Annotated in this window: 15 protein-coding genes and 1 tRNA gene; 6 read left to right on the plus strand and 10 right to left on the minus strand. The window is 65.0% G+C overall.

Features of this window, described 5'->3' with window-relative positions:
* Positions 1–82: 82 nt before the first annotated feature.
* From ACSQ12_RS12780 to ACSQ12_RS12810, 7 genes are all read right to left on the minus strand, one after another.
* Entirely contained in the window at positions 83–1,432 is a 1,350-nt protein-coding gene (locus ACSQ12_RS12780) for an MFS transporter (protein WP_209743990.1), read from the minus strand.
* Positions 1,433–1,600: 168 nt separating this feature from the next.
* Positions 1,601–2,398 carry an IclR family transcriptional regulator gene (locus ACSQ12_RS12785; RefSeq protein ID WP_209743986.1) on the minus strand — a complete coding sequence of 266 codons (798 nt, stop codon included), beginning with the start codon at positions 2,396–2,398 and terminating at the stop codon, positions 1,601–1,603.
* 326 nt (positions 2,399–2,724) lie between these two features.
* A complete protein-coding gene (locus tag ACSQ12_RS12790) occupies positions 2,725–3,015 on the minus strand; it encodes a hypothetical protein (protein ID WP_011692302.1) in 291 nt (96 codons plus the stop codon).
* Positions 3,016–3,115: 100 nt separating this feature from the next.
* Positions 3,116–3,191: transfer RNA gene (locus ACSQ12_RS12795), tRNA-Val, on the minus strand.
* Positions 3,192–3,301: 110 nt separating this feature from the next.
* On the minus strand, positions 3,302–4,222 hold the full coding sequence (locus ACSQ12_RS12800) for an NAD-dependent protein deacetylase (protein ID WP_209743982.1): 921 nt from the start codon (positions 4,220–4,222) through the stop codon (positions 3,302–3,304).
* A 4-nt stretch (positions 4,223–4,226) separates the two neighbouring features.
* Positions 4,227–4,739, minus strand: a complete 513-nt coding sequence (locus ACSQ12_RS12805) for a peroxiredoxin (RefSeq protein ID WP_374100832.1) — start codon at positions 4,737–4,739, stop codon at positions 4,227–4,229.
* A complete protein-coding gene (locus ACSQ12_RS12810) occupies positions 4,736–5,155 on the minus strand; it encodes a DUF3052 domain-containing protein (protein WP_043482300.1) in 420 nt (139 codons plus the stop codon). Before ACSQ12_RS12810 ends, ACSQ12_RS12805 begins: the two co-directional genes overlap by 4 nt.
* A gap of 395 nt (positions 5,156–5,550) precedes the next feature.
* On the opposite strand from ACSQ12_RS12810, the gene aceE reads away from it, so the two are divergent.
* The 6 genes from aceE (at position 5,551) to fabF (ending at position 13,616) form a co-directional block, all read left to right on the plus strand.
* The gene (aceE, locus tag ACSQ12_RS12815; RefSeq protein WP_436065643.1) at positions 5,551–8,319 is read left to right on the plus strand and encodes a pyruvate dehydrogenase (acetyl-transferring), homodimeric type; all 2,769 of its coding nucleotides are present in this window, start codon (positions 5,551–5,553) and stop codon (positions 8,317–8,319) included.
* 212 nt (positions 8,320–8,531) lie between these two features.
* Complete coding sequence (locus tag ACSQ12_RS12820; protein WP_436065644.1) at positions 8,532–9,776, plus strand: PucR family transcriptional regulator; 1,245 nt, start codon at positions 8,532–8,534, stop codon at positions 9,774–9,776.
* 87 nt (positions 9,777–9,863) lie between these two features.
* Positions 9,864–10,793, plus strand: a complete 930-nt coding sequence (locus tag ACSQ12_RS12825) for an ACP S-malonyltransferase (protein ID WP_436065645.1) — start codon at positions 9,864–9,866, stop codon at positions 10,791–10,793.
* The gene (locus tag ACSQ12_RS12830; protein WP_209743970.1) at positions 10,790–11,851 is read left to right on the plus strand and encodes a beta-ketoacyl-ACP synthase III; all 1,062 of its coding nucleotides are present in this window, start codon (positions 10,790–10,792) and stop codon (positions 11,849–11,851) included. Before ACSQ12_RS12825 ends, ACSQ12_RS12830 begins: the two co-directional genes overlap by 4 nt.
* A 121-nt stretch (positions 11,852–11,972) precedes the next feature.
* Positions 11,973–12,218: an acyl carrier protein gene (locus tag ACSQ12_RS12835; protein WP_011692310.1), complete on the plus strand. Its 246-nt coding sequence runs from the start codon at positions 11,973–11,975 to the stop codon at positions 12,216–12,218.
* A 159-nt stretch (positions 12,219–12,377) separates the two neighbouring features.
* Positions 12,378–13,616 carry a beta-ketoacyl-ACP synthase II gene (gene fabF, locus ACSQ12_RS12840; RefSeq protein ID WP_209743967.1) on the plus strand — a complete coding sequence of 413 codons (1,239 nt, stop codon included), beginning with the start codon at positions 12,378–12,380 and terminating at the stop codon, positions 13,614–13,616.
* 149 nt (positions 13,617–13,765) lie between these two features.
* Here the strand turns inward: fabF and ACSQ12_RS12845 are convergent, their stop codons facing one another.
* The 3 genes from ACSQ12_RS12845 to dprA form a co-directional block, all read right to left on the minus strand.
* On the minus strand, positions 13,766–14,269 hold the full coding sequence (locus ACSQ12_RS12845; protein ID WP_011692312.1) for a DUF3145 domain-containing protein: 504 nt from the start codon (positions 14,267–14,269) through the stop codon (positions 13,766–13,768).
* Positions 14,270–14,603: 334 nt separating this feature from the next.
* Entirely contained in the window at positions 14,604–15,530 is a 927-nt protein-coding gene (locus ACSQ12_RS12850; RefSeq protein ID WP_436065646.1) for a tyrosine recombinase XerC, read from the minus strand.
* 125 nt (positions 15,531–15,655) lie between these two features.
* Complete coding sequence (gene dprA, locus ACSQ12_RS12855; RefSeq protein ID WP_436065647.1) at positions 15,656–16,840, minus strand: DNA-processing protein DprA; 1,185 nt, start codon at positions 16,838–16,840, stop codon at positions 15,656–15,658.
* Positions 16,841–16,846 lie beyond the last annotated feature (6 nt).

The following is a 16,846-nucleotide window of genomic DNA, read 5'->3' on the forward strand; positions in this document are numbered from 1 at the left end:
GGACGCGGCCCCTTCCTTGCGGAGGGAGCCACGTCCTTAGCTTTGGAAATGCAGTTCCGGCGCTGCCGGGTCCGTGCGGGGCTTAGCTCGCATCCTCTGTGAGGACGAGGTCGCGGCCCACGGTCTCCGGAGTGAAGAACGTGGTGGCGAACGAGATCAGGGCGAGCACCAGCGAGTAGATGGCGAGCACCAGCCACGAGTGATCCGTTGCAGCAAGGAGCGATGCGCCCACGAGGGGCACAAGACCGCCGGCCATGACGGCAGAGAGTTCGCGGCTCATGGCCACTCCGGTGAAGCGGTACTGGGAGCCGAACAGTTCAGGCAGGAGCGGGCACTGGGGGCCAAGCATGGACTGGACGCCGATGGCGATGCCCACCACCATGACCACCCAGACAAGGGTAACGTTGCCGAGCGTCACGAGGTAGAACGCCGGAAGGGCGATGACGGCCTGGAACAGGGCGCCGTAGCGGTATACCGGGACGCGACCGTAACGGTCCGAGAGTGCGCCGAACGTGACCACCATGACGGCAGCAAAGCCGGCCGCAATGAGCAGGCCTACAGGCCCGATGAACTTGTCGCCAGGGAACACGCCGTCCTTTGCCGCCAGGAACGCGATCAGGAGCGCGGAATAGATCGAGGAGTTGCCGTTCTCTCCCATGCGCAGTCCGATGCCGATCAGGACGTTCTTCTTGGAGTGCTTCCACAACTGGCCGATGGGGTTCTTGACCACGTTCTTGTGCTTTTCGAGCTCCTGGAATACCGGCGTTTCCTTGAGCCGCAGCCGAATGAAGATGGCCACCGCAATAAGGATGATGCTGGCCAGGAACGGCACACGCCACAGCCAGCCTTCAAGGACGGCTTTGTCAGCCATGGCGATCAGTGCAAACGTGCCGGCACCGAGGAGGGTGCCCAGCTGGATGCCGACGAACGGCAGGGAAGCAAAGAATCCACGGCGACGGCGCGGCGCCACTTCGGAAATCAATGTTGTTGCACCGGCCTGTTCAGCACCGGCACCGAGGCCCTGGAGGATGCGCAGGGTCACGAGCAGGACCGCGCCCAGCATGCCCGCCTGCTCGAACGTGGGCAGCAGCCCGATGGCGAAGCTTGCGGTTCCCATCAGGCCGATCGTGAGGATCAGCACCATTTTTCGGCCGAACCTGTCACCGATGACGCCAAAGATGACGCCGCCGAAGGGACGGGCAGCAAACCCGACGCCGTACGTGGCGAACGACGCGATCAGCGCGCCGTCCTCACCGAGGGGCTTGAAGAAGAGGGGACCGAAAATCAAGGCTGAAGCCAGGCCATAAATGTAGAAGTCGTAATACTCCAGAGCGGAGCCCACGGAGCTGGCAAGAGTTGCCCTCCGCAGTTGTTCCGGTTCGACGACGGCGCCGTCCGCATCGGCAAGCGGTGATTCAGTACGAGTTGTCACTAGCACTCCCTTAAGAACACTCCAGACCCCCGTTGGTCTGGTGGGATAGCGGCGTCACCGGTGGTGTCGATCACTATATTGAACAGAGTACAGCACTCTGAACGGATAGCCAATGATGAAATCCGATTTATTTTTCCGGCCGTGCGTGATCGCACGCGCGGGCCCGGCCTAGCCCATGGGATTGCCCAGGGACCGGGCCAACTCCTTGAGCTCCTTGACCATGAGGGCGCCCTGCTCGTCGGAGTACGTGGCCTTCAGGGCGGTGACCGACAGGCCCAGGCTTGGCCCGTGGGCTCCCCTCGTGGGGACTGAGACGGCGAGGCAGACGACGCCGGTGGTGGATTCCTCATCCTCGAAGGCATATCCCTGCTCGCGGATGACCGGCAACTGCTTCTTAAATTCGGCACCCGTCCGCAGCGACTTCGGCGTGAGCACCGGAAGCTCCGCGTCATCGGGGAACAGCTCGTCAATGTCGTGGTCGTGCAGCCGTGCGATGAGCGCCTTGCCCACCGCGCAGAGCGACACCGGCATCTTGTCGCCGATGTTCGACGTTAGCCGGACCGCAGGGTGGCCCTCATAACGGGCCAGGTAGATGACGTTGGTTCCGTCAAGCATCGCGATGCGGACCGTCTCCCCGGACAGGGTGGGAGCCTGTTCGCAGAAGCGGTAGAACTCCTGGACCTCGTCGAGCCGGCTGAGGTACGCGGCGCCAAGTTCCACGAGCTTGCGCCCGAGCGTAAAGTCGGCTCCCTGCCGGTTGATGAGGCGCGCCTCTTCGAGGGCGAGCAAAAGGTTCGAGGTGGACGACTTGGGGATGCCGAGTTCACGCGAAAGGTCACTTAGCGTGAGCCTGCCCGTCGCGGAGGCAGCCAGGGCCTCCAGCACGGCGGCGGCGCGCGTCACAGCCGGCGCGGGGGACGCACTCCCCAGTCCGTCGGAGGTGCGGGGAGCCCGGGAATCGGCCATGATTCTCCTTCAGTTAAAGCGCGTCCGTTAATGCGCCGTTCATTCAAACCTGTTCATTCAGCTGAACAGTAACCATCATAATGTCTGGGGAAGCGAATTGTTCCCCTGCGCCCCGCTTGCCGGGACAGGGGAAGCCGGCAGTCCTGGACGGCTAAGTCCGGCAGCTCAGGACCTTTGACTCTGGAGAGCGCGGACGCCACGCCTCAAACTGTTTCACATTTCGAAAAATTCACTGTATATTCAATTCAAGCCTTCCACCGCGGCATCCCCCAATAGCCGCGGTGGAAGGCTTTTCCAATTCCCCGGCAGCATCGCCGGGCCAGGAATCACGCGGCGTCCGCAATAGCCTCCCTCAGCCGCCAGCCTCCGCCGAGTCCGTCGCGGATCAGTTCCATGGTGGTCAGAGCCGAATTCTCGTTCCTGCCCAGCCTTGCCTGGACCCGCCACACCTCGATGTCCACCCTGCCCAGGCCCTTGGGCATCCTGCGCTCGGCCTCCCACCAGCTCACGCGCTCAAACCAGCGGACAGGCTCCGCGCCGATGGTCCATTCGCGGCCGCCGCGGAGAATCGAGAGCGGCCGGCCGTCCGGGGCCATCCTCATCATGATGTGTTCCATGCCGCCACACTATGGACGGGGTCCGACAATATATCTTTGGCGTTGGACCCAAAAAACCCCGCCGTTGCGGCCTGTTCAGCCTGCAATGACGGGGTTCTGCTGGTGGGTCCTACCGGGATCGAACCGATGACATCCACGGTGTAAACGTGGCGCTCTACCAGCTGAGCTAAAGACCCAAACGATGATTTCCGTGCCTCAGCGCTTCAACCAACGAACAGCAACTGTACCGGATGCAACGTGCAGAAAGCCAATCGGCAACCTTCTCAAGGGGCGGGTGAGGTGCACATCACAGATCCGGAAGCTCGGCGGCGAGCCACGTGAGCGATTCGCTAACGCCGGCCTCCAGCTTGATGGTCGCAAGGTCGTCGCCGCGCGTCGCTCCCCTGTTGATGATGACCACCGGCTTCTCCTGCTTGGCGGCGTGCCTGACGAAGCGAAGCCCGCTCATGACCGTCAGTGAGGATCCGGCAACAACCAGCGCGCCGGCCTCATCGACCATGGCATAGGAGCGTTCAACCCGGTCCTTTGGTACGTTTTCGCCGAAGTACACAAAGTCAGGCTTGAGGGTTCCCCCGCAGGCCGGGCAGTGCGCCACGACAAAACTGCGGATGAGGTCCGAGTCTTCCACCGTTGCGTCGGCATCCGGAGCCATCTCAACCACACCGTCAGCCAGGGCCTGCTCCAGGAATCCCGGGTTCAGCTCCTCCAGCACTCCGGCCAGCAGCGTTCTGCTGTAACGGCGCGCGCAGGACAGGCAGGCCACCCGGTCAAAGCGGCCATGGAGGTCCACCACGTTGACGCTCCCGGCGTCCTCATGGAGCCGGTCCACATTCTGGGTGATCAGGCCGGTCAACAGGCCGCGCTTCTCAAGCCGGGCCGCTGCCGCGTGGCCGTCGTTCGGGTCCGCACGCCGCAGGTGGGACCAGCCGATATGGTTGCGCGCCCAGTACCGTTGGCGGTTGCCGGCGTGTCCGATGAACTCCTGGTAGGTCATCGGCGCCCTGGGGGCAGCATCCGGACCCCGGTAGTCCGGGATGCCGGAGTCGGTGCTGAGGCCGGCTCCGGTGAGGAGCGCGAAGCGCGTTCCGGCTATTGTGTCCCTGATGCCCCGGAGGACACCGAGCTCGTCGGGTGCAGGAGCGGCGGCACCCACCGGCGGCAGACTGGCGAAGCCAGTCATGCCGAGCCCGGGGTGCCGCTGCCTCATTGGGTCAGTTCCCGCCGAGCTCCGACAGGGCGGCACGGTAGGCGGCCAGGTCGCGGGCCTGGCCGCGAGGATTCACCACGACGTACCGAATGATGCCGTCCGCATCGATGATGAACGTACCCCGTTGAGCCATGCCGCTATTGGGGTCGAAGACGCCGTATTGGGCGGCAACTGCCCCATGGGGCCAGAAGTCAGCCAGCAGGTCGAATCCGTACCCCTCCTTTTCCGCGTAGGCCCGCACAGTGAACTTGCTGTCCACGGAAAGGGCCAGGACGGTGGCATTCGCGTCCTCAAACAGGGAGAGGTTGTCCCGGATTTCACAGAGCTCGCCCGTGCAGATGCCGGAAAAGGCGAACGGATAAAAAACGACGACGACGTTGCGTCCCCGCAGTTCCGACAGCCGTACGGGTTCGCCGTACTGATTGACCAGTTCAAAGTCCGGTGCCAGGTCTCCGACCTCGGGAACAGCGGGGGCCGCACCGGCGTCGTCAACCGTTTGCAGTTGCTGCAGCGTCACTTGTTCTTCCTGGTGACCAGGCGCGTGGCGCTCCAGTCCTTGGAAACGCCCGCGGAAGTAGTGAGATGGAGCCCTGCCGTGGGGGCGGCTTCCTGAATCTCCGCCGGCGACACGTAGCCGTGCCTTCCCGACTTCGGAGTGAGTACCCAGACCACACCGTTCTCACTCAAAGTGGTGAGGGAATCCATAAGGGTGTCAATCAGGTCCCCGTCGCCGTCCCGCCACCAAAAAATGACGGCGTCAACCACGTCATGGTCGTCTTCATCAAGGAGTTCAGAACCGGTCAGGTCCTCAATATCGTCACGTAAGTCGAAGTCGACGTCGTCGTCGTAACCGAACTCCTGAATCAGATCCCCGTTTTTGAAACCCAATTTTTCCGCCACATTTACCGAAGTGGCGGCGTCGGCCTCGCTCACGTGTTCCTCCAATGCTTAGTCATCTGCATAAATCTAGTGATTTCCATTACTACAAGCCAACACCCTTTGTGCCTGCTCTTCAAGCTGTTGCCCCCGCGATCCCACTTATTCTGCGTCACATCAGGGCCTGGCGACGGACCGGCCGTTCGGCTTTCCGTCACAAACCAGTATGACGTCAAATACGACAGGCACGTCAGGCAGCGGCTACGCATCGGATAGCTCTCACGGCTAGAGTGGCTGATGACGACTATGCCGGCGGGGCGATCGCCCTGGTTTTAAGAGGACATAGACGTGATAGGACCCTGCCCGGCGCACATGACCGGGCTGATGTAACCGATACGTCGCACACGTCGCGTTCACGCCAGGCAGTTACCCTGCCGGACCTGAGGGCGCCGATGCATGCGCGCAAAGAGAGGTTGGACGTGGCTGCAGGAGAAGATACCTCCCATATCCTCAGCGGGTTGACTAACCAGCTGCCTGATCGTGATCCGGAAGAGACCGCCGAATGGATTGAGTCCCTGGATACGCTGATCAGGGAACAGGGCACTGAGCGTGCCCAGTACATCATGCGCAGTCTCCTGCAGCGTGCCGGCGCCCAGAGCGTCGGGGTTCCGATGGTCACCACCACGGACTATGTGAACACCATCCCCGCGGACCAGGAAGCACCGTTCCCCGGCAACGAGGAATACGAGCGCCGCTACCGGGCGTACATGCGCTGGAACGCCGCGGTCATGGTGCACCGGTCCCAGCGCCCGAACATCGGCGTCGGCGGGCACATCTCCACCTACGCCGGTGCCGCGACCCTGTACGAGGTCGGGTTCAACCACTTCTTCCGCGGCAAGGACCACCCCGGCGGCGGGGACCAGGTCTTCTTCCAGGGCCACGCCTCCCCCGGCATGTACGCCCGTGCCTTCATGGAAGGCCGGCTGACCGAGGAAGACCTGGACGGGTTCCGGCAGGAAAAGTCCAAGGCCGGGCACGCCCTGTCCTCCTACCCGCACCCGCGGCTGATGCCCGGGTTCTGGGAATTCCCCACCGTGTCCATGGGCATCGGGCCGATGAACGCGATCTACCAGGCCCAGTCCAACCGGTACCTGCACAACCGCGGCCTGAAAGACACCTCGGACCAGCAGGTCTGGGCGTTCCTGGGCGACGGGGAAATGGACGAGCCCGAGTCCCGCGGCCTGCTCCAGCTCGCCGCGAACGAGAACCTGGACAACCTGAACTTCGTGATCAACTGCAACCTCCAGCGCCTGGACGGGCCGGTGCGCGGCAACGGGAAGATCATGCAGGAACTCGAAGCGTTCTTCCGCGGCGCGGGCTGGAACGTCATCAAGGTCGTCTGGGGCCGGGAATGGGATGAGCTGCTCGCCAAGGACTCCGACGGGTCGCTGGTGAAGATCATGAACGAAACCCCGGACGGGGACTACCAGACCTACAAGGCCGAATCCGGCGGGTTCGTCCGCGAACACTTCTTCGGCAAGGACCCCCGCACCAAGGACCTCGTCGCGGACCTCACCGATGACCAGATCTGGAAGCTCAAGCGCGGCGGCCACGACTACCGCAAGGTCTACGCCGCGTACAAGGCAGCCACCGAATTCAAGGGCAAACCCACCGTCATCCTGGCCAAAACGGTCAAGGGCTACGGCCTCGGCCCGCACTTCGAAGGCCGCAACGCCACGCACCAGATGAAGAAACTCACCCTCGACGACCTCAAGTCGTTCCGGGACCACCTGCGCATCCCGATCACGGATGAGCAGCTCGAGGGCGATCCCTACCAGCCGCCGTACTTCCACCCCGGCAACGATGCGCCGGAAATCGCGTACATGATGGAGCGCCGGGCAGCGCTGGGCGGCTCCGTTCCGGAGCGCCGCAGCAAGCATGCCGCCATCACGCTTCCGGACGCGAAGTCCTATGAGGTGGCCAAGCGCGGTTCGGGCAAGCAGCAGGCAGCCACCACCATGGCCTTCGTCCGCCTGCTCAAGGACCTCATGCGGGACAAGGAGTTCGGCAAGCACATCGCGCCGATCATCCCCGATGAGGCACGCACGTTCGGCATGGACGCGTTCTTCCCCACGGCCAAGATCTACAACCCCAAGGGCCAGAACTACCTCTCCGTAGACCGGGACCTGGTCCTGGCCTACAAGGAATCCGCCCAGGGCCAGCTGATCCACCCCGGCATCAACGAAGCCGGCGCCGTCGCAGCCTTCACCGCCGCCGGCACCGCCTACGCCACCCACGGCGTACCGCTGATCCCGGTCTACGTGTTCTACTCCATGTTCGGCTTCCAGCGCACCGGCGACGCCTTCTGGGCCGCCGCGGACCAAATGACCCGCGGATTCATCATCGGCGCCACCGCAGGACGGACCACCCTCACCGGCGAAGGACTCCAGCACGCCGACGGCCACTCCCCCATCCTCGCCGCCACCAACCCGGCAGTCGTCACCTACGACCCCGCCTACGGCTACGAAATGGGCCACATCATCCGCGACGGCATCGAACGGATGTACGGACCGGACTCCACTGACCGGAACCTGATGTACTACATCACCGTCTACAACGAACCCATCACCCAGCCGGCCGAGCCGGAAGAGCTGGACGTTGAAGGCGTGATCAAGGGCATCTACCTGCTCGCACCGGCCAAGATTGACGGCCCCCGCACGCAGATCCTGGCCTCGGGCGTTTCGGTGCCCTGGGCGCTGGAAGCCCAGCGGATCCTGGCCGAGGACTGGGGCGTCTCCGCGGACGTCTGGTCCGTCACGTCCTGGAACGAACTCCGCCGCGACGCCATGGCCGCCGAGGAAGAAGCATTCCTCAACCCGGGCCAGCCGGCGCGGGTACCGTTCGTCACCGCTCAGCTCGAAGGGGCCACCGGCCCCATCGTGGCGGTCACGGACTACATGAAGGCCGTCCCGGACCAGATCCGCCAGTTCCTCCCGAACGAGTTCGCCTCGCTCGGCGCGGACGGCTTCGGCTTCTCCGACACCCGCGCCGCCGCCCGCCGCTTCTTCAAGAACGACATCCACTCCATCGTGGTCCGTTCACTGGAGATGCTCGCTCGGCGCAGCGAAGTTGACGCCCAGGCTCCCGCCCAGGCCATTGAGAAGTACCGCTTGCACAATGTGAACGCGGGTTCCACCGGAAACGCCGGAGGCGAATCCTGACGTTCCGCCCCTAGCCAGGGAGATTGACGACGGCGGTCCCCACCAATGGTGGGGGCCGCCGTCGTCGTTGCTGCCCTGTGTTGGCCTGACCGGTGTGTTGGCCTGACCGGGCGGGGTGTTGCGCGTACCGGGCTGGCCTGTGACGCAGCGCAAACCGAGTTGTAGCCTTTGCACAAATGGAGCTTGGCCTGCGCGCACCGTATGCTCGATGCATGGCAGAGCCAACCCCCACCCCCGCAAAGCGCAAGCCGGCCTCGCGCGCCCTGACGCCGGAAAAAGCCCAGACGCTGAAGAAACTCCGGGCGAGCGTGGGGCAGCTGTCCACCACCACGATGCGCCAGCTGGAGAAATCGCTGCCGTGGTACAGCCGGCTCAGTTCCGATGAGCGGTCCGCCCTCGGGATGGTGGCCCAGAACGGTATTGCCGCGTTCGTGACCTGGTACGAGCGGCCAAGCTCGCCGTCGTGGATCCTCACCGACGTCTTCGGGACCGCGCCGACTGAACTAACCCGCTCCATCAGCCTGCAGAAGGCCCTCCAGCTCATCAGGATCGTGGTGGAGGTGGTGGAGGACCAGGTGCCCGTGATCGCCCCGGAGGCGGATCAGCCCGCACTCCGTGAAGCCGTGCTCCGCTATTCACGTGAAGTGGCTTTTGCCGCGGCTGACGTCTACGCCCGGGCGGCCGAGTCCAGGGGCTCCTGGGACACCCGGCTGGAAGCCCTGATCGTCGATGCGATCCTGCGCGGCGAGAATACCGATGCCTTAAGGTCCCGCATTGCCGCCCTCGGCTGGAAAGCCCAGGAACGTTTTACCGTGATGGTGGGAAATTCGCCGTCGGAACCCAGCGCCAGCTACGTCAGCGAACTGCGCCGGACCGCCGGCAGGTTCGCCGAAGACGCGCTGGTGGGGATCCAGGGCGACCGGCTCATCCTCATCCTCGGAGGGGTCCAGGACCGGGAGAGCGCCTACCTGAAACTCAGCGAACTCTTCGCCCCGGGTCCTGTTGTCTACGGGCCGGAAGCGGGTTCCCTGCTGGAAGCGAGCAGTTCGGCCCAGTCGGCTTTCGCCGGGCTGACAGCTGCACGCGCGTGGCCCTCGGCACCGCGCCCGGTTGCTGCCGACGACCTGCTGCCGGAGCGGGTCATTTCCGGGGACGATGCCGCCCGCCGCTCGCTTATCAAGAACATCTACCGGCCATTGATCGCAGCGTCCAACGGGCTGGTGGAGACCCTCGGTACCTACCTCGAACTCGGGCACTCACTGGAAGCAACGGCCCGTGAACTCTTTGTGCACGCCAATACCGTCCGCTACCGGCTCAAGCGCGTCTGTGACGTCACAGGCTGGGATCCGCTCCTTCCCCGGGAGGCGTTTGTGCTGCAGGCAGCCCTCGTGGTGGGGCGGCTTTCCGCGCCGCCCAAGGCACCCGCCGAACGCCAGCCGTCCCGGAACGGCAGCTGAACCGTTGTAGACTTCCTACAAACTGACCCAGTGAGCTTGGTGCATGAATACACCGAGAATCACGCGGTAATTTGGAAAGCTGGATACGTGCTTGCAATCGTCTGCCCTGGACAGGGCTCCCAGACCCCTGGTTTTCTGGCCCCCTGGCTGGAACTGCCTCCCGTCGCAGGCCATTTGGCCTCCCTCAGTGAAATAGCAGGCATCGACCTCACCGCACACGGCACCACGTCGGATGAGGAAACCATCAAGGACACGGCGGTGGCCCAGCCACTGATCGTTGCGGCCGGACTGGTGGCCGCCAAGTCGCTGTTCGACGTCGAACTCAGCACCCTGCCCGTCATCCTCGCCGGGCATTCCGTCGGCGAGATCACGGCGTCGGCGCTTGCGGGTGTCCTCACCGAGACCGAGGCAATGACCTTCGTGCGGGAACGTGCCAACAGCATGGCCGCCGCGGCAGCCGTCACGCCCACCGGCATGAGCGCCGTGGTTGGCGGGGACCCTGCCGAGGTCCTGGCGGCCATTGAGGCCTCCGGAGCCACGCCTGCCAACGTCAACGGTGCCGGCCAGACCGTCGCCGCAGGCACGTTCGAGCAGCTCAAGGCCCTCGCGGAGAACCCGCCGGCCAAGGCCCGCGTGATCCCGTTGAAGGTGGCCGGTGCCTTCCACACCTCGCACATGTCCCCGGCGGTCGCTGCCCTGGAAGCCCTGAAGCCGTCGCTCAAGCCCCGGAACCCCCAGGTACCGCTGCTGTCCAACTTTGACGGCAAGGAAGTGACCGACGGCGACGCAGCAGTCGGCAGCCTCATCGCCCAGGTTTCCCGCCCGGTCCGCTGGGACCTGTGCATGGAAACGCTGGTGCAGCGCGGCGTCACCGGAGTCATTGAACTTGCACCGGCCGGAACCCTGGCCGGACTCGCCAAGCGGGGCATGCCCGGAGTGAAGACGGTCGCCGTCAAAACCCCGGACGATCTCACCGCCGCCCTTGCACTATTCGCAGAACTGGAGGGACAGGCATGAGCGCCCCCGTACTCAAGCAGGCACCGCTGCGGGAACACACCCGCATCCTCGGACTTGGCGCCTACCGGCCAAGCGTCATCGTCACCAACGAGGATGTGTGCCAGTGGATCGACTCCTCGGATGAATGGATCCGGCAGCGTACCGGCATCGTGACCCGTCACCGGGCCCCCGCAGACGTCAGTGTCATTGACATGGCGGAAGGCGCGGCCCGCGAAGCCCTGGCGAAGGCCGGCATCGAAGCCAGCCAGCTGGGCGCCGTCATCGTCTCCACTGTTACGCACCCGTACGCGACGCCCTCTGCTGCTGCAAGCCTGGCAGACCGCCTCGGCGCAACGCCTGCTCCGGCCTTCGACATCTCGGCTGCGTGTGCCGGCTATTGCTACGGCATTGCCCAGGGCGACGCCCTGGTCCGCTCCGGAGCGGCCGAGTACGTGCTGGTGGTGGGAGCCGAGAAGCTCTCCGACGTCATCGACAACACCGAGCGCACGATCTCCTTCCTGCTTGGTGACGGCGCCGGCGCCGTGGTGATCGGCCCCTCCGACACGCCCGGCATCGGTCCCTCGGTCTGGGGTTCGGACGGCAGCAAGTGGGATGCCATCGGCATGACACATTCGCTGCTTGATGTGCGGGAACTCGCCTTGGCCGCGAACAAGTCCGGCGCGCTGAGCGCCGAGGAGGCCGAGGTAACCGACGCTGCCATCTGGCCCACCCTGCGCCAGGACGGCCAGACCGTATTCCGCTGGGCGGTTTGGGAGATGGCCAAGGTCGCCCAGCAGGCCCTCGACGCCGCCGGGATCACAGCTGACGACCTAGTGGCTTTTATCCCCCACCAGGCCAACATGCGGATCATCGACGAAATGGTCAAGAAGCTCAAGCTCCCCGAGACCGTCAAGGTGGCCCGGGACATCGCTGAGGCCGGAAACACCTCCGCAGCTTCCATTCCGCTGGCCACCCACCGCCTCCTGCAGGAAAATCCCGAACTCAGCGGCGGACTCGCACTGCAGATCGGATTCGGCGCAGGTCTGGTGTTCGGTGCCCAGGTCATCGTGCTCCCGTAGCCGAACCTTTACCCACAACTGAATACGTTCTGAACAGTACGGATTCGCGAACCAAGCCGTAACCGCGGCTTGAATCATTTCCGGCAGTACCTGCCGGCAACAACAAGAAAAGGAGCCATCAATGGCTAGCAACGAAGAGATCCTGGCCGGCCTGGCTGAAATCGTCAACGAAGAGACCGGCCTCGCCACCGAAGCAGTCGAGCTGGACAAGTCCTTCACCGAGGACCTCGACATCGATTCCATCTCCATGATGACCATCGTGGTCAACGCCGAAGAGAAGTTCGGCGTGCGCATCCCGGATGAAGAGGTCAAGAACCTCAAGACCGTCGGTGACGCTGTCAGCTTCATCGCAAACGCACAGGCCTAGTCCTGGCTCCTGCCGGCAACGGCCTGCACTGGTATCCGGTCCGGAGCGCTGACCACGCGCCCCGGACCGGGCACCGCTGAATGACCTCAAGTTTTCCCCACGCATCCCCGGCCAGGCATCTCCCCGGATACGGCATGCGCACCGATAGAGAGTGATCCCATGGCACGCAAAGTAGTCATTACCGGTCTGGGTGCCACCACGCCCATTGGCGGCGATGTCCCCACAATGTGGAATAACGCGCTGAAGGGCGTCTCCGGCGCGCGCACGCTCGAGGATGACTGGGTGGCGAAGTATGAACTGCCCGTTCACTTCGCAGCCCGCGCCTCCACCCCCGCCCTGGATGTCCTGAGCCGTGTGGAAGCAAAGCGGATGGACCCGTCCACGCAGTTCGGCGTCGTCGCCGCACGCGAAGCGTGGGCCGACTCCGGCATCACCGAAGTCGACCACGACCGCCTGGCGGTGGCCTTTGCCACGGGCATCGGCGGCGTATGGACCCTCCTGGACGCCTGGGACACCCTGCGCGAAAAGGGCCCGCGACGCGTTCTGCCCATGACCGTGCCCATGCTCATGCCCAACGGCGTGGCCGCAGCGGTTAGCCTTGACCTTGGCGCCCGCGCCGGCGCCCACACCCCGGTGTCCGCCTGCGCGTCCGGCACTGAGGCCCTGCACCTCGGACTGGACCTCATCCGCTCAGGCAAGGCCGACGTCGTGGTCTGCGGCGGCGCCGAAGCCGCGATCCACCCGATGCCCATTGCCGCGTTCGCCTCGATGCAGGCACTCTCCCGCCGCAATGACGATCCCGAGCACGCGTCCCGCCCCTACGATACGGGCCGCGACGGTTTCGTCATGGGCGAAGGCGCCGGAGCCCTGGTCATCGAGGCTGAGGAACACGCGCTTGCCCGTGGAGCCCGGATCTACGGCGAGCTCGCCGGAACCTCTGTGACGGCAGACGCCTACCACATCACCGCGCCGGATCCCCAGGGCCTGGGCGCCACCCGCGCCCTGAAGGCGGCCATGTTCGACGGCCGTATCCAGGCCGAGGAAGTCGTGCACGTCAACGCGCACGCGACGTCCACGCCCGTAGGTGACAAGCCCGAGTACACGGCTCTTCGAGCTGCCCTGGGATCGCACGTGGACAACGTGGCGGTCTCCGCGACCAAATCGCAGATGGGCCACTTGCTGGGTGCTTCGGGCGCCGTAGAGGCTGTGCTGACCGTACTGGCCGTGTACGAGCGCAAGGCTCCCGTAACCATCAACCTGGAAAACCAGGATCCGGAGATTCCGCTGGACGTCGTCACGAAGACCGCCCGCGAGCTACCCTCGGGCAGCATCGTGGCGCTAAGCAACTCGTTCGGCTTCGGCGGCCACAACGCCGTCATTGCCGTCCGCAGCATCTAGCGTCCGCGATGTCACAGTAAGAGGCCCCTGCCGTCCGGCAGGGGCCTCTTACGTTATGGAGGGTATTGCTGAGCAATCCGGTTGTGCCCGCTTGCGCTGTGTCCGCTTGCGCTGAGTCCGCTCGCGGGGGTCCGGTCGCGGGGGCCCGGTCAGCCCACCTGGTGTAGCCAGCGTACTGGAGCGCCCTCGGCAGCGTGCCGGAACGGCTCCAGCTCTTCGTCCCAGGCTTCACCGAGCGCAAGGGACAGCTCGTGGTAGACGGCGGACGGGTCGCCGGCACCGGACTCGTAGGCATAGCGGATGCGGTCCTCGGAGACCATGATGTTTCCATGCACGTCCGTGACGGCATGAAAGATTCCCAGTTCCGGGGTGTGTGACCATCGGCCGCCATCCACGCCCTGGCTCGGCTCCTCGGTGACCTCATAGCGCAGGTGCGCCCAGCCACGCAGGGCTGACGCCAGCAGCGCACCGGTCCCCGGGCTGCCGGTCCAGGAAAGCTCCGAACGGAACATTCCGGGCGCAGCAGGCTGGGCAGTCCACTCCAGGTCCGTCCGCTTATCCACGACCGACCCGATGGCCCACTCAACGTGGGGGCACAGGGCGGTCGGGGCCGAGTGAACGAACAAGACACCGCGGGTCATTGCAACAGACATTCCATCCTCCATAGCTGTAGGTACGTCTTCCCCAACGACCTCTGCCTGGATGTGTGTCTGCCGCGCCGGGTCCGCATGCTGCCGGTGGTCCCTGCAAGACTATGAAATTAGTGCCCGGCGAAACTTGAAACCGCTTGAGGGCGAGCTTCAAGCCTGACTTGACAGTTGCCGGGCGTGATTCTTATTGTGCCGTACCCCGCCTAATTACGCCAGTGCAATTCGGCGCGCCGGAGATGATCAAGAAATCCTGCACTCCGGCTGGCGGGGCTCTGCAGGCGGCCCGGCGGGGCCGAACGTGGGCGGGAGGTGCCCAACGTCGGCTCCTGGATACGTTTCAGGCTCGCGGATGCGCCTGCTGGTAGCTTTGCCGCAGCCGGTCGACCGAGACGTGGGTGTAGATCTGCGTGGTCGCCAGGCTGCTGTGGCCGAGGATTTCCTGAACTGCCCTTAGGTCGGCTCCTCCGTCCAGCAAATGGGTGGCGGCGGAGTGCCGGAGAGCGTGGGGTCCAGTGGCAGCAGTGTCTCCCAGCGCGTCCAGCACGTCTTTCACCACCGTGCGAACCTGCCGCTGATCCACCCGTCGGCCCCTTGCTCCGAGGAACAGTGCCGGACCGCTCCCGGTAACGACCAACGCCGGACGTCCGCGGCGCAACCAATCGTCGACGGCGACTGCTGCCGGCAGCCCGTACGGAACTGTCCGCTCTTTGTTGCCCTTGCCGACAACCCTGAGCGTCCGCCGGTCTGGATCGAGGTCGTCCACGTCCATACCTGCCAGCTCCCCGACACGGACGCCGGTGGCGTAGAGCAACTCCACCATTGCACGGTCCCGGAGGGCGAGCGGGCCGCCGTCTTCAGCTGCCGCCTTCAGCTGGTCGACGACGCGCAGTACCTGTTGCTGGTGCAGGACGCCCGGCAGGGCTCTTTCCCGCTTTGGCGCCTTCAGTCGCAGCGCCGGATCGGACCCCAGGAGCTCTTCCCGCACCGCCCAGGAGGTGAAGGACCGGGCCGTCGCGGCGCGCCGGGCCAGCGTGGACCGGGACATGCCCGCCTCGCTCTGCGCGCCGAGCCAGCGCCGCAACGTGGACAGTTCGATCCCGTCGAGGTTGGTGGCACCGTCTGCTGCCGCCACCTGGAGCAGGCTCTGGACGTCGGACAGGTAGGCGCGCACGGTGTGGGGCGACCTGGCACGTTCGCCTTCCAGGTAGCGGCCGAAACCGCGGGCGGCGTCAGCGAGGGCCGGCGGGAGGTCATGAGTGTCCACGGTCCAACTTTCCCATTATTCGACTGCCAATCAAGGAACCACGCAGCCGGGGCAGCCGGTTAACGGAAGTCGCAGGCCTGACGGCAGCGAGTGCAGCGGTCACATGGCCGGCAGGAGGGATACGGTCAGCCGGCTTTCCGGGACCGTTTCCAGCCGCCGCGTTCGGATTCGGCAAGCCCCAGCAGCCCCAGCCTGCCCAGGCCAGCCCTGACCGCCTCAGTACTCAGTCCCGCGACCGACGTCAGTTTTTCGACGGAGCTGGTGGATCTGAGCGGCAGTGCGTCCAGGAGGATGAGGTCCTCCAGGGTAAGGCCGTCATGGTCGGCACGCTGTGCCGGGGCCTCGTCTGCCAACGATTCGCCGCTGGGTGAGGCAAGTTCCGCGATTTCGCCGGCGTCCGTGACGCAGACGGCTCCCCCTTCGCGAATCAGCCGGTGGCACCCGGCGGAATTTGCGCTGTGGACGGACCCTGGGACGGCGCCGACTGCCCTACCCAGGCTTTCCGCGTGGTGGGCAGTGTTCAGTGCACCGGAGCGCCAGCGGGCCTCCACCACCACGGTCACCGAGGACAACGCAGCGATAAGGCGGTTCCGCTGCAGGAACCGGTACCTGGTGGGTGCGGATCCGGGCGGTACTTCAGCCAGGACGGCACCTTGGTTCGCGACGGTCCTGAGCAAGTCTTCGTTGCCGGACGGATAGAAACGGTCCACTCCCCCGGCCATGACGGCGATTGTGGGCATCACGTCACCGGCACCGGCCAGCGCAGCCCGGTGGGCGTGCGCATCGATCCCGTAAGCCCCTCCCGACACAATGGTGAAGCCCCGCTGTGCCAACGAATAGGCCAGGTCGCCCGTGACAGCCGCGCCATAGCTGGTGCTGTCGCGGGAACCAACCAGGGCGATGGACTTCGCCGCCGCAGGCAGCGGGTGTTCCATTCCGCGCCACCAGAGGCAGATGGGCTCATGAAGTTCCAGGTCGGCCAACTGCCCGGGCCAGAGTGAATCGGACGGCATGATCATCCGGCCGCCCAGCCGGTGCATGGTGGCGAGATCCCGCTCCGGAGCCAGGTCCGGAATGCGCGGGGCCCAGCGCTTGAGCGAAGCGCTCATTCCGGGCCAGCTCGCTGTCCCGTTCTCCGCAAGCAAAGCCGTGACGTCCTGTTCCAGCTGAGGCCCGGACCCCAACTGGCCGGTAGCTATCCGGAGCGCGTCCACTGCGCCGGCCGCCCTGACGAGTGCCAGGCCTACGGCGTCCTGCGGTTCCATAAGGCGCGATAGGGCGGCACGGGATATGCGTTCATGGTCAGTCATCGTTTT

Origin of the sequence: Arthrobacter sp. LjRoot14 (assembly GCF_964253905.1) — a bacterium.
Lineage (GTDB): Bacteria > Actinomycetota > Actinomycetes > Actinomycetales > Micrococcaceae > Arthrobacter.

Coding starts and splice junctions, on each gene's coding strand:
- ACSQ12_RS12785 (WP_209743986.1), bottom strand. CDS start 2,398: ATGGCCGATTCCCGGGCTCCCCGCACCTCCGACGGACTGGGGAGTGCG.
- ACSQ12_RS12790 (WP_011692302.1), bottom strand. CDS start 3,015: ATGGAACACATCATGATGAGGATGGCCCCGGACGGCCGGCCGCTCTCG.
- ACSQ12_RS12800 (WP_209743982.1), bottom strand. CDS start 4,222: ATGAGGCAGCGGCACCCCGGGCTCGGCATGACTGGCTTCGCCAGTCTG.
- aceE (WP_436065643.1), top strand. CDS start 5,551: ATGCATGCGCGCAAAGAGAGGTTGGACGTGGCTGCAGGAGAAGATACC.
- ACSQ12_RS12820 (WP_436065644.1), top strand. CDS start 8,532: ATGGCAGAGCCAACCCCCACCCCCGCAAAGCGCAAGCCGGCCTCGCGC.
- ACSQ12_RS12830 (WP_209743970.1), top strand. CDS start 10,790: ATGAGCGCCCCCGTACTCAAGCAGGCACCGCTGCGGGAACACACCCGC.
- ACSQ12_RS12835 (WP_011692310.1), top strand. CDS start 11,973: ATGGCTAGCAACGAAGAGATCCTGGCCGGCCTGGCTGAAATCGTCAAC.
- fabF (WP_209743967.1), top strand. CDS start 12,378: ATGGCACGCAAAGTAGTCATTACCGGTCTGGGTGCCACCACGCCCATT.
- ACSQ12_RS12845 (WP_011692312.1), bottom strand. CDS start 14,269: ATGTCTGTTGCAATGACCCGCGGTGTCTTGTTCGTTCACTCGGCCCCG.
- dprA (WP_436065647.1), bottom strand. CDS start 16,840: ATGACTGACCATGAACGCATATCCCGTGCCGCCCTATCGCGCCTTATG.